Consider the following 12,338-nt stretch of genomic DNA (forward strand, 5'->3'; position numbering starts at 1 on the left):
ATATTATTTTATGTATACAATATGCTTTCTTTAGCATATAAATGCATACGTTTTATTTTATATTAAAAGTATTGCAGAGTTTTTTATACTCAATGAAGTGAGAGAATCTGCAAAAATTGGTTTGATCTTTCTTTCATTTCAGTTCACCTTTTCGTTGTTTTAATAAACAAAAGTACCTTAAGCTATTCTCATGAAAAAAATTTTTGACTCTCAAAATAATTCTTTGCGTGCAATTATTGCCGCTATTGCAACCATTGGCACTGTTGGAACAGCACTGGCAATGGGAACACAACTTATCTCTCTTCTTATGGCAGAGAAAGGGCTTTCCAACAGTACGATCGGCTATAGTGGAACAGTTGGTGGAATCGCCACAATTATTGCAGCTATTTTTACGTCTCGAATTGCTTTATGTTTAGGCATCGCTCAAACAATATTGCTTATGATGGCGATAGGATCTTTAAGTTTTTTAGGATTCTATTTTTTTGAATTCATATGGGTTTGGTTTATTTTAAAGTTTATATTACATTTCACGATGACAGTTATGTTTATCCTATCAGAGTTTTGGATCAACAGTTATGCTCCCCCCAAAAAACGCGGTTTGATTCTTTCTATTTATGCTATTGTCTTAGGATTAGGGTTTGTGATAGGTCTAACACTGCTAGTAAAAGTGGGAACACAGGGATTTATTCCTTTTGCGGTTGGCTATAGCCTTATTATACTTGCTACTATACCAATTCTTGCAGCTTGGAAGCTAAGTCCAAAATTTCAAAAAAATCAATATACGCCATTTTTTTGTTATCTTTTTCACGTTCCAAGCGCGATGATGGCGGCCCTTGTTTACGGGGCCATTCAAATGGGCACATTAACGCTTATAATCCCCTTTAGTTTATCCATTGGTTATCATGAAAATGAAGCAGCACACTTTATGGCAACCCTTGCACTCGGGAATATTATCCTCTTAATTCCTATCAGCATGTTAAGCGACTACGCCAAAGATAGGTGCTATCCGCTGATAGGTTGTGCTATCTTAGGTTTTGTGGGAACTTTTATAGTACCATGGATTATTCAATATCTATGGATTCTGATGTTTGATCTATTTATTCTAGGTGGTGTATCAGCGAGCCTTTATACAATTGGTCTTGCACATCTAGGAGCACGTCTTACGGGGCAAAAACTTGCTGCTGCTAATTCTGCTTTTATTTTTTGCTATGGAATTGGTATGCTCATAGGACCAACTTTTATCGGAAAATCCATGGATCTCTTTGATCTCTTTGGTTTTTCAATAGCCATGGCTGTTTTTTTTGGTCTATATGTCATTTTGCTATTTGTCCAACTTATGAGAAAATTAATCAGCTCTTGACTTTTTTGAGAACATCCGTACTGTTGCCAATTTGATGATGTCGGAAATACGTTCTGACAGCGATAATATTTTTTCAGTATAAATAGGGTTTTTACATTATGGCTAAAGCAGCAACTATTAAGATCAAGCTTTTATCAACTGCAGATACTGGTTTTTTCTATGTAACAAAGAAAAACAGCCGTACAATGACAGATAAAATGAGCAAACGTAAATATGATCCAGTTGTAAAAAAGCATGTTGAATTTAAAGAAACAAAAATTAAATAAATCAGCCAATCCTTATTGATAGATTTTATACTCCAAAAGAAATGTGGGATTATTGCTCTTCAAAGTTATTTTTTGAGGAGTGTTTTTTGTCTTTTAAATTTTATTTTAAAATCTGTATAACTTTAAATTTGTATGGTCTATACAGATTCAGCTAAGTTGATTTATTGTTTAAGTTTCTTACATATTATACTGCGCGCGTATTTGATTTTTGTAATATCTAACAACAATTTTATCATTAAAACGGAATGTGTTTCGTCATGTAAATAAAATTTTTTGAAAGAATTATAAGCAATGCTCAATAGAATTGCGTTATAATGATAGTGACAGTTTCTTTATTTCATGAAAAAATTTTTTTCCCATTTTAACCTAAGAATCTTAAAGAAAATTATTGGTTTTATTTTTATCGCTGCTAGCATTCTGGTCATAATAGCAACTTATTTTAAGCCGACTCAACCGTTGCCTCAAAAAGAAAGATTTTCTTCTAAAAATTCCATTGAAGGAAAGGCACTTATTATGGATGGTGATTCCATCATGATTTCTTCCATTAAGATTCGACTGGTCGGCATTGATGCTCCTGAACTTCACCAATTTTGTGGAAAGAAAAATGCACGATACCCTTGTGGATTTGAGGCAAAAAAATATTTAGAACAATTGGTCGAAAATCAAACTGTCACATGTTACTGGCATAAAACAGATAAATATCACCGTATCCTTGCAACATGTCAAACGCAACAAGTTCGCAATATTAACGCAACGCTTGTACAGAATGGTTGGGCTGTAAGCTATTATGATTATCTCAAAGAAGAGCAGGAAGCCAGAAGGAAAAAAAGGGGAATATGGGCATCAAGTTTTCAACGACCCAAAGAATGGCGCAAAGCACATCCGCGCACGGAATAAAAAAATATTTTTAAATTTTATTGAACAATGAAACAATCTAGCCCAATTATCAAACTTGAAAAAGAAATCTATTCCTGTCGGATTTGTATCCAACAACCACATTATTTCCCTCCTCTTCCTCATGAACCCAATCCCGTTGTTTATTTATCCCATACGGCTTCGATTGCAATCGCAGGACAAGCACCAGGATTGCGTGTTCATGAAACATCTATCCCTTTTAATGATCGCTCTGGAGAAAGATTACGTGATTGGCTTAATGTCACAGAAGAAGAATTTTATAATAAATCTCTCTTTGCAATTATTCCTATGGGATTTTGTTTTCCAGGTTATGACAAAAATAAAGCTGATTTGCCACCAAGACGTGAATGTAGAGAAATATGGCATGAAAAGATATTTCAAGCGATGCCTCAAATAAAGCTTGTTCTTGCTATTGGCAGTTATGCGCAAAAGTGGCATATTACAGAATTAAAGCATAAAACCGTTTCAGCAACCGTTCGTGATTGGAGAAATATCCTTTCCATCTCTCAGCCTCGGGGCTATAATGTTATGCCTTTACCTCATCCATCATGGCGAAATACTTCTTGGTTACAGAAAAATCCATGGTTTAACGATGAGCTTATTGTATATCTGCGTCGTTTAGTGCGTAAATTTTTATAAATTAAAATATTGAGAAAAAATATGGATCGTCTTGACCGAAAAATTTTACATCTTTTGCAGGAAAATGCGACACTTTCTGTCGCTGATATTGCTAAAAAAGTGGGACTTTCGACCACTCCTTGCTGGCGTAGAATTCAAAAACTTGAAGAAGATGGTGTTATTCAGCGTCGCGTTGCCGTTCTTTCTCCAGAAAAAGTCAATGCGCACGTTACTGTTTTCGTTTCTATTCGTACAAACACCCACAGCCATGAATGGTTTAAGCGCTTTTCAAAAATTGTGCAAGAATTCCGTGAAGTCATTGAATTTTATCGAATGAGTGGGGATATTGACTATTTATTGCGTGTTGTTGTTCCCGATATTGAAGCGTATGATCTTTTTTATAAAAAATTAATTTCTAAAATTGATATCCGTGATGTTTCATCTTCTTTTGCAATGGAACAGATTAAATATACAACAGAACTTCCACTTAATTACATTAAATTACAAGAAAAAGCGAATGAACAAACTTAAAAGTTTTTTACATCCTTCTCATCATTCTTTTTTAGGTATTCAAACTCTCTTGTTCCAAAACCGCCATTTGTGCATGTGTTAAAACAGCAGCTTTGACGATACCAGCAGCCATAGCGGCCCCTGCTCCTTCACCAAGGCGCATTCCCAAATCCAGAAGTGGTTCTTTGTCAATTTTTTTTAAAAGTGTACGATGAGCTTTCTCAGAAGAAACATGTCCAACAAGGGTATGTTCAAGAGCTCTTGGATGCATTTTATAAAGGATAGCAGCAGCTGCTGTTGCCACAAAACCATCTAAAATAACGGGTATTTTCTCCATTCTTGCTGCTAAAATAGCACCAACCATAGCAGCAATTTCACGTCCTCCCAAGCGACGCATTATCTCAAAAGGATCATTAAAATGCTCCTTATGTAAAGCGACAGCTGTCTTAACCGCTGCTATTTTACGCTGATAAAAATCACCTTCCGATCCCATACCATTTCCTGTCCACTCTTCAACTTCTCCCCCAAATAATGCGAAGCATAAAGCTGAAGCTATTGTTGTATTTCCAATCCCCATTTCACCGATACATAAAAGATCTGTCCCACCAGCAATGGATTCCATGCCAAATGCCATTGTAGCAGCCGCACTCAGCTCGTCCATTGCAGCATCTTTTGTAATATTCATTGTTGGATATTCCAGTGCTAAATCAAATATTTTTAATCCAAGATCATAAGCTATACAAATTTGGTTGATAGCAGCACCACCAGATGCAAAATTTTCTACCATCTTTTGTGTCATAGATTGTGGAAACGGTGTAACATTCTCTTCTACGATACCATGGTTTCCAGAAAAAATAGCGACCAAAGGCCGCGTTACGATGGGTTTTTCTGTACCCCTCCACCCCGCATACCAAACAGCAATATCTCCCAGTTTTCCTAATGCTCCTCGTGCTTTTATTAAGTTTTCTTGCCGTTTTTTAGCCAAAATTATAGAAAATTCATCAGCAACAGGTAAATTTGTAAGCAAAGCACGAAAATCATCAAATGGACGAGCGGTCATGAGGATACCTTTTTAAATCTACAATGTTTAATAAAAACCACCTCATATAGATAGGGTATGAATAATTTATTGTTTTTTTTACAGTGTTTTAAAAATATTAAATCTTATAGTGAAGACTTTTATATTCTATTTTCTACCCCAATAACAAACATGCACGATTCAAAATATTATCAATATCTTATGATGAACTTTACAGAATACCCTTAACCTATTTTCCTATCTAATAGACGTCATCGACATACCGTTTAATATATAAATTCTAACATTCTTTTCATAATAAAAGTGATAAGCTTTCAAAAATTATAAAATTGAAGTCAGAAAAATCATCGTGGAAAAATGCAAATTGCATCAATGATCTAACTTTTAACATAATATATTAATTGTCTTGCTGTTATTCTATGAGAGCGGAAAAAGCTTCTTTCAAAATACATATATCTGCATTTGGTTTCGTCGCTTCATTGGATAATATTTGCCGCCATCGACGTGCCCCTTCCCGCCCATGAAATAAACCAATCATGTGACGCGTCACATGAGAAAGCCGCCCTCCCGATGCAATATGTCGAGCCGCATAATCACACATGAGTTCAATAAGATCACTCTCACTCAAATTATTCTTCGATTCACCATAGAGTTCAAAATCAATATGCTTTAACAAAGTTGGATCATGATAAACTTGGCGCCCAACCATGGTCGCATCACAGAAAATCAAGTGCTCTTTTATCTCATCAATTGATTTAATTCCACCATTTATCCCAACGAATTTATGAGGATATTTACGTTTTAATTTATAAACTCTTTCATAATTAAGGGGCGGAATATTGCGATTTTCTTTTGGACTCAATCCTTTTAGCCAGGCTTTACGCGCATGAACCCAAAGGGCATCACATCCTGCATTCCAAACTTTCTCCGCTAAAAGATTTAAAGCGACTTCTTCATCCTGCTCGTCGACCCCAAGACGACATTTGACCGTTACAGGTATCGTAACTGCTTTTTTTATGGCTTCCACAGCATTTGCCACAGTATCAGGATCTAACATCAAACAAGCTCCAAATACACCTGCTTGAACACGATTTGATGGACAACCAACATTGAGGTTTATCTCATTATAACCAAAATCTTCAGCAATCCGCGCAGCCTCTGCCAACTTTTTTGGATCTGCTCCCCCTAATTGTAATGCAACTGGACACTCTTTATGACTAAAAGCCAACAATTGTTCCCGAACACCATGAATAACAGCATCTGCTACCACCATTTCTGTATAAAGGAGTGCTTTTTTTGTTAAAAGACGATGAAAAAACCTACAATGCCGGTCTGTCCAGTCCAACATTGGCGCTACTGCAAATTTTACAGGTGATGGAAGATTATAAAATATCATGAGGGCATTGCTCTTATATCCTCATAGCTTTCTCTTTATACGTAAAAATACTTACCTTCTAGTTTACAGAAAGCTTTATTCTCTAAGACCATTATGAGCATACTAACAGTCCCTTTATCCAATTGATATAAAGGTTGACGATAATCAAGCATACCAAACCACAATTTTCATAGAGTAACGCTAAAGTACATAAACGCGAAAAAAAAGACTTTCATCTGTAATATAAAAAACTCATTTGCAAGTTTTTTATGCCATTAACTTCTCATCCTTACGGATTTTATCACAGAGTTTAAAATAATAAACTAAAACATTCCACAATTTTCCATGATAGGCTTAATTTTCTTTAGTCTTTTTCAATTCATCGTGAAGAAAATGCGACAGAAAGTGCTTTTATTTTTTTCTCCAATAAAAAACAAAAAATTTTTTTCCATACAAATCCGATTATAAATTATTTTTTCACAATGCGTTTTTCTTGGTGATATTTATTGAATTTTCCCTCATAGGATAGACAAACTTCATTCTAAAAATATTCCATTCCAATTTCGCTATTTTATGGTTGTTGCAAAAAAACTAAATTGAGGATACAGATAATCATTGTCTTTTCAACGTATATGGGCTTGTATCAATATCTCCTGAAGAAAAATATTTTACAACATTGCAGATAAAATCTGTAAAGCTAAATGACTATAAACATTTTTCAATTTCTTTTTGACTTTGCATATAGGAAGAAAGAGTATCAATCTCTTGTTCATTAAAAAAAAGGCCAAGTTTTGAACGACGCCATAACACATCTTCACATGTTTTCGCCCACTCCTTTTCCATCAACCATTTTACTTCTACTTCATAAAGCCCATGTCCAAAATCTTTCCCTCTATCCGCCTTACCATCTGCAAATATCACCAATGCTTCTGTACCATAGGAGCGTGCAAGCCTGCGATGTGTAAAAGCATCTAAATCTGGCGTTAAAAGAGCAATCTTATTTTCGATTGCATCTAATTGATTATAAGGAAAATCACCGCCAGGAAGAACTGCATTAGCCGTCCATGATGCCCCCTTTTTACCAAGCGCTTTTTCAACGAATTTCATCGCATCTTCAGCCAATTTACGATAAGTTGTAATCTTTCCACCATAAAGATTAAGAATCTTTGGTGTACTTCCTGTTCCCATTTCTTTTAAAACATAATCGCGCGTAATTTCTTGTGCCTTTGAAGATCCATCGTCATAGAGTGGACGAACTCCAGAGTAAGACCAAACAATCGTTTTAGGCGATACTGGTTGTATGAAATATTCACTGGCTGCTGTGCAGATGTAATTAATCTCTGTGCCAGTAATATGAACATTGGCTAGATTTCCCTGATAATTACAATCTGTGGTTCCAAGCAAGGTAAAATCTTCTTGATAGGGAATAGCAAATATAATACGCCCATCACCATTTTGAAAAATATAAGCACGGTCATGCGTATAAAGCTTCGGAACCAAAATATGAGAACCTCTAACAAGCCGTACGGGTGGATGTTCTTTACAATCTAATACGCTTGTCAAAACATGATCAATCCACGGACCTGTCATATTTGCGACATAAGAGGCTGTGACACTGTATTCTTTACCACTTAACTTATCTTGTAGAACAATACACCATTTTTTGTCTTCTTTTTTTAAAGAGAGAACTTCTGTCCGTACTTTTATATCAGCTCCGCACTTTTCTGCATCACGCGCATTGGCAATGACTAAACGGGCATCATCGACTCTGGCATCAGAATATTCAAAGCCTCTCTGATATTCTTTCTTCAGTGTAGAGCAAAACTTTTTTGAAAAATTAATCGTTTTACTGCGCCACAATTTTTGATTCCATTTCCCTAAATAATCATAAATAAAAAGTCCAAAACGCAACATCCAAGCAGGGCGCAATTCTTTATGATAAGGAAGAAGAAAACGCAAAGGACGCACAATATGTGGAGCTATACGTAATATGATCTCACGTTCTTTTAACGCTTCACGAACAAGTTTGAATTCATAATGTTCAAGATAACGAAGCCCCCCATGAATAAGCTTTGTTGATGCACTCGATGTTCCCGATGCAAGATCATTCATTTCAGCTAATCCTACTTTAAAACCGCGGCCAGCTGCATCTCTTGCTAATCCACACCCGTTTATCCCTCCCCCAATGATAAACAGCTCATAATGCGTTGTGGTTTTCATAATTTTACTTTTCATGATTTAATTTTGTTTCACACTACTCAATAAAGTAACAGTAAAAAATCAATACAAGTGCACTTCATTGTATGCTCAATCCGCTTTTTTTCCACAATAAATATGCCTAAAATACGCATAAAAAGCTTTTTGACACCCTTTTATCAAAACAACATTTGACAAATTAAAAAGATTTTTTTCTCCTTCAGAGAACATAATTTTTGCGAATGTGCATCATATAAAATTTTTTAGAGAAAAATTGATGTTTTTTCCCATTTGTGAATATACACTATAGCGAATGCTTTATTGCACATAGATAATGTTTTTCATATAGTTCACTCGATAACACAATAGAAAATATGAAGGGATACAGATGACTCATCAACCCCAAAACTCAAAAATAACACTTGTTTTAAAAATTTTAGCGCTTGTTATGCTGAGTATTTTAATTTTTTCCCCTTCTTTATCAAACGCAACATCACACTCCCAAACAACAAATCATTTAAACTTAGAAAAGCTTAAAATACAACTTCTGGAAGATTCTAACTTTTTATCTAAGTTTAAAGAAAAAGTTACACCCCATATTGATTCTCATCATATTCAACAAACTGTAAGAGAGTATCTTCTTACTCATCCAGAAATTATGATTGAAATGCAGCTTATCCTTCAAGATAAGCTAGAAAAACAGAATGAATATGAAAGTGAAAGACAAGCCTCTATCATTCATTTATTAGAAAAGGAGATTTTTCACTCTCCTCATGACGCTGTTTTAGGCAATCCAAATGGTAAAAAAGTACTTGTTGATTTTTTTGATTACAACTGTCAACATTGTAAAAGTTCCTATTCAGATATAGAAGACTTGATAAGAAAGTACCCAGATCTACGGGTTATTATCAAGGATTTGCCAATTTTAGGGCCAGATTCTATAGCGGTCCATACTGTTGCTTATGCATTTCGAAAACAATTTCCAGAAAGATATCCGCAGTTTCACAAAGCGCTTTTAATGCATCAGGGTCGTGTAAATGAAGCTAAAGCTATAAAAATAGCTGTTTCTTTAAGAGCAGATGAAAAAAAACTCCGTAATGCAATAAAAGATCCTACTCTACAAAACACTTTTAAAGAAAATATCCGAATTGCCACTCAACTTCATATTACGGGAACACCTTCTTACATTATCGGTAATAAAATACTCATCGGTGCAGCCAGCCAAGATGTTCTAAAACAAGCGATAGACAATACACAGTGAATAGCTATTCTATACCTGATGCGTTTTAGGAAGAATACTGTAAATGAAGTGATTTTGTACTTTCTCTTTTTTGACAACAGGCTTATAAGTGCAATTTTGTGTAAAGCAGATACGAGTTTAAAATTGCAAAGTATAATGACTTAAATAAATATCTTTAAAGCCTCTAAAGATATCATCCCTAATCTAGAGATGTTCAGTCATAAAATGAGATAGTGACGATCTTCATTGATCAAGGAGTTAGAAATAAAATGGCAACAAAAAAAATAGATTCGGCAAAATATTCCGCAATTGATACGAAAATTATTCGCGATCTTGCTGAAATTTTGAATGACACGAATTTAACGAATATTGAAGTTGAGCAAGGAGAACTTCGTATTTGTGTTTCACGTCAAAATACCTCTACTTCTTCCGAACAAGCAATTTATTCACCTGTTGCTACTCCTAGTTTTTCTATAGCATCTTCTCCAGTCCCAACATCCGAATCTCCCATACAATCTACCCAAGAAGATAAATCAAAAAATACAATAACCTCCCCAATGGTTGGAACAGCTTATCTTGCCCCTTCACCGGGTGCTCAGCCATTTGTAGAAGTAGGAAAAAATGTTTCTGAAGGAGAAACATTACTGATCATTGAAGCGATGAAAACAATGAATCAAATTTCATCACCACGCTCAGGCAAAGTAACCACTGTTCTTGTCAAAGATGGTCAACCTGTTGAGTTTGGTGAACCACTTATTATTGTTGAATAAAGCGAGGGGCAACCATGATTCGAAAAATCCTCATTGCTAATCGGGGAGAAATTGCTCTTCGCGTTTTACGTGCATGTAAAGAACTTGGTATAAAAACCGTAGCTGTTCACTCTACCGCTGATGCAGATGCAATGCATGTTCGTCTTGCTGACGAAAGTGTCTGTATTGGCCCTCCTCCCGCTTGCGATTCTTATTTGAGTATTCAGCAAATTATAGCTGCTTGTGAAATTACGGGAGCTGACGCAGTTCATCCAGGTTATGGCTTTCTTTCTGAAAATGCAAAATTTGCAGATGTTCTAGAAGCCCATGATATTACATTCATCGGCCCAACGGCTGCTCATATTCGAATCATGGGCGATAAAATTGAGGCCAAAAAAACTGCCAAAAAACTTGGTATTCCCGTCGTTCCTGGTTCAGATGGAGCTGTCACAGAAGAATCAGATGCTTTACGCATTGCTCGTGAAATTGGTTATCCCGTTATTATCAAAGCTTCTGCCGGTGGTGGTGGACGTGGTATGAAAGTTGTTCATTCTGAACAAGAGTTTTCGGTAGCGCTTAAAACAACGCGTTCAGAAGCGAAAGCAGCTTTTGGTGATGATGCTGTTTATATAGAAAAATATTTAGAAAAACCCCGTCATATTGAAATTCAAATCATAGGTGATGGTGCGGGAAATGCTATTCATTTAGGAGAACGTGATTGTTCACTTCAACGACGGCATCAAAAAGTATGGGAAGAAGCTACATCACCTGCGCTTAATGAAACTGAACGAAAAAGAATTGGTAGTATTGTTGCAAATGCCTGTGCTCAACTTGGATACCGTGGAGCTGGTACTGTCGAATTTCTTTATGAAAATGGTGAGTTCTATTTCATTGAAATGAATACGCGTTTACAAGTCGAACATCCTGTAACTGAAGCAATTACAGGTATAGATTTAGTCCATGAGCAAATTCATATTGCATCAGGCTACAAACTTTCAGTGACACAAGATGATGTTTGTTTCTTCGGTCACGCCATTGAATGCCGTATTAATGCAGAAGATCCTCTTACCTTTACACCATCACCAGGAACCATTACACATTTTCATACTCCTGGAGGTCTAGGAATTCGTGTTGATTCAGGTGCTTATTCAGGTTACCGGATTCCTCCTTATTATGATAGCATGATTGGAAAACTGATTGTTCATGGACGTACCCGTTTAGAATGTATGATGCGTTTACGGCGTGCTTTAGATGAGTTTGTCGTCGATGGGATAAAAACGACACTTCCTCTCTTTCGTGATCTCATTAACAATAAAGATGTTGCAGACGGTAATTATAACATTCACTGGCTAGAGAAGTATCTTTCTCAACAATCAACTTCTTTAGACCTTTAATTCAAGAATGAAAATATTAGCTTATCACCATATTCTATAAGTAAGGATAATTTCAATGCTGCCATAAACATTGTTAAAAAAGAAATAAGCTGATTATTTTTTATTTGTTATATAATTTTCTTTTAATATGTACAAAAATTGATAATTTTCTGTTTTCCTTTTTGTGAGTTTGTGCTAACTCCTACTTGGTCACGCCCTTATAGCTCAGTTGGTAGAGCACCTGATTTGTAATCAGGGGGTCGGGAGTTCGAGTCTCTCTGGGGGCACCATACACTTTTACTTCTCCTATAATTTATTGATTTTATGTGTATTTTAATGGGTTAGGGACGCTTCAATAAAAGTAAGGGAATAGGATTTTCCGACATGCCTCTCAATTATTGCGAATCAAAACTTCTTTTCGAGGTGATTTTTTTTGCGATTTTAAAGAAAAGATTTTGTAAATCTCTAACTCTTAGTTATCCATTTTTTAAAGTGTGAGAAGTGATTATCTAGCGCATCTATGAAACGGGATAAATCGATGACAAACATAAAGACAATGAAGGCTAACCACTTCATAATGCGTGACATCATCTTTAAGCCTTGATACGTCTCTATCATCTCATGAAGCAGCTGTTGTTCTGTCTCCGTGAGATCTTGTTCCGGTTTACGCTTTCTACTCATTTGACCAACCACATAA

Annotated in this window: 12 protein-coding genes and 1 tRNA gene; 9 read left to right on the forward strand and 4 right to left on the reverse strand. The window is 35.7% G+C overall.

Going from position 1 to position 12,338, the window contains the following annotated elements:
* Positions 1-190 precede the first annotated feature (190 nt).
* The 5 genes from NNJ85_RS08395 (at position 191) to NNJ85_RS08415 (ending at position 3,690) form a co-directional block, all read left to right on the forward strand.
* Positions 191-1,360 carry an MFS transporter gene (locus NNJ85_RS08395; RefSeq protein WP_254475190.1) on the forward strand — a complete coding sequence of 390 codons (1,170 nt, stop codon included), beginning with the start codon at positions 191-193 and terminating at the stop codon, positions 1,358-1,360.
* Between the two features lie 98 nt (positions 1,361-1,458).
* Positions 1,459-1,626 (forward strand): 50S ribosomal protein L33, encoded by a 168-nt coding sequence (gene rpmG, locus NNJ85_RS08400; RefSeq protein ID WP_004864083.1) that lies wholly within the window; start codon positions 1,459-1,461, stop codon positions 1,624-1,626.
* Between the two features lie 339 nt (positions 1,627-1,965).
* The gene (locus NNJ85_RS08405) at positions 1,966-2,523 is read left to right on the forward strand and encodes a thermonuclease family protein (RefSeq protein ID WP_254475193.1); all 558 of its coding nucleotides are present in this window, start codon (positions 1,966-1,968) and stop codon (positions 2,521-2,523) included.
* Positions 2,524-2,550: 27 nt separating this feature from the next.
* A complete protein-coding gene (locus NNJ85_RS08410) occupies positions 2,551-3,180 on the forward strand; it encodes a uracil-DNA glycosylase family protein (protein ID WP_254475195.1) in 630 nt (209 codons plus the stop codon).
* 21 nt (positions 3,181-3,201) lie between these two features.
* The gene (locus NNJ85_RS08415; protein ID WP_254475197.1) at positions 3,202-3,690 is read left to right on the forward strand and encodes an Lrp/AsnC family transcriptional regulator; all 489 of its coding nucleotides are present in this window, start codon (positions 3,202-3,204) and stop codon (positions 3,688-3,690) included.
* Between the two features lie 31 nt (positions 3,691-3,721).
* Here the strand turns inward: NNJ85_RS08415 and cobT are convergent, their stop codons facing one another.
* The 3 genes from cobT to glpD form a co-directional block, all read right to left on the reverse strand.
* The gene (gene cobT, locus NNJ85_RS08420; protein WP_254475199.1) at positions 3,722-4,729 is read right to left on the reverse strand and encodes a nicotinate-nucleotide--dimethylbenzimidazole phosphoribosyltransferase; all 1,008 of its coding nucleotides are present in this window, start codon (positions 4,727-4,729) and stop codon (positions 3,722-3,724) included.
* A 391-nt stretch (positions 4,730-5,120) separates the two neighbouring features.
* Positions 5,121-6,104 (reverse strand): tRNA dihydrouridine(20/20a) synthase DusA, encoded by a 984-nt coding sequence (gene dusA / locus NNJ85_RS08425; protein WP_254475201.1) that lies wholly within the window; start codon positions 6,102-6,104, stop codon positions 5,121-5,123.
* Between the two features lie 684 nt (positions 6,105-6,788).
* Complete coding sequence (gene glpD / locus NNJ85_RS08430; protein ID WP_254475466.1) at positions 6,789-8,321, reverse strand: glycerol-3-phosphate dehydrogenase; 1,533 nt, start codon at positions 8,319-8,321, stop codon at positions 6,789-6,791.
* A gap of 346 nt (positions 8,322-8,667) precedes the next feature.
* On the opposite strand from glpD, the gene NNJ85_RS08435 reads away from it, so the two are divergent.
* The 4 genes from NNJ85_RS08435 (at position 8,668) to NNJ85_RS08450 (ending at position 11,931) form a co-directional block, all read left to right on the forward strand.
* A complete protein-coding gene (locus NNJ85_RS08435) occupies positions 8,668-9,540 on the forward strand; it encodes a DsbA family protein (RefSeq protein WP_254475203.1) in 873 nt (290 codons plus the stop codon).
* A gap of 248 nt (positions 9,541-9,788) precedes the next feature.
* On the forward strand, positions 9,789-10,289 hold the full coding sequence (gene accB, locus NNJ85_RS08440; protein ID WP_254475205.1) for an acetyl-CoA carboxylase biotin carboxyl carrier protein: 501 nt from the start codon (positions 9,789-9,791) through the stop codon (positions 10,287-10,289).
* A gap of 14 nt (positions 10,290-10,303) precedes the next feature.
* The gene (gene accC, locus NNJ85_RS08445; RefSeq protein ID WP_254475207.1) at positions 10,304-11,662 is read left to right on the forward strand and encodes an acetyl-CoA carboxylase biotin carboxylase subunit; all 1,359 of its coding nucleotides are present in this window, start codon (positions 10,304-10,306) and stop codon (positions 11,660-11,662) included.
* 193 nt (positions 11,663-11,855) lie between these two features.
* Positions 11,856-11,931: transfer RNA gene (locus tag NNJ85_RS08450), tRNA-Thr, on the forward strand.
* Positions 11,932-12,106: 175 nt separating this feature from the next.
* Here the strand turns inward: NNJ85_RS08450 and NNJ85_RS08455 are convergent.
* A complete protein-coding gene (locus tag NNJ85_RS08455; RefSeq protein WP_254473145.1) occupies positions 12,107-12,334 on the reverse strand; it encodes a hypothetical protein in 228 nt (75 codons plus the stop codon).
* Between the last annotated feature and the right edge of the window lie 4 nt (positions 12,335-12,338).

This window comes from Bartonella sp. B1098 (assembly GCF_944896145.1).
Lineage (GTDB): Bacteria > Pseudomonadota > Alphaproteobacteria > Rhizobiales > Rhizobiaceae > Bartonella.

Excerpts from the sequence above, each read along its gene's own strand:
- cobT (WP_254475199.1), bottom strand. The coding sequence starts at position 4,729 with ATGACCGCTCGTCCATTTGATGATTTTCGTGCTTTGCTTACAAATTTA.
- dusA (WP_254475201.1), bottom strand. The coding sequence starts at position 6,104 with ATGATATTTTATAATCTTCCATCACCTGTAAAATTTGCAGTAGCGCCA.
- accB (WP_254475205.1), top strand. The coding sequence starts at position 9,789 with ATGGCAACAAAAAAAATAGATTCGGCAAAATATTCCGCAATTGATACG.
- NNJ85_RS08415 (WP_254475197.1), top strand. The coding sequence starts at position 3,202 with ATGGATCGTCTTGACCGAAAAATTTTACATCTTTTGCAGGAAAATGCG.
- NNJ85_RS08435 (WP_254475203.1), top strand. The coding sequence starts at position 8,668 with ATGACTCATCAACCCCAAAACTCAAAAATAACACTTGTTTTAAAAATT.
- accC (WP_254475207.1), top strand. The coding sequence starts at position 10,304 with ATGATTCGAAAAATCCTCATTGCTAATCGGGGAGAAATTGCTCTTCGC.
- NNJ85_RS08410 (WP_254475195.1), top strand. The coding sequence starts at position 2,551 with ATGAAACAATCTAGCCCAATTATCAAACTTGAAAAAGAAATCTATTCC.
- rpmG (WP_004864083.1), top strand. The coding sequence starts at position 1,459 with ATGGCTAAAGCAGCAACTATTAAGATCAAGCTTTTATCAACTGCAGAT.
- NNJ85_RS08405 (WP_254475193.1), top strand. The coding sequence starts at position 1,966 with ATGAAAAAATTTTTTTCCCATTTTAACCTAAGAATCTTAAAGAAAATT.
- NNJ85_RS08395 (WP_254475190.1), top strand. The coding sequence starts at position 191 with ATGAAAAAAATTTTTGACTCTCAAAATAATTCTTTGCGTGCAATTATT.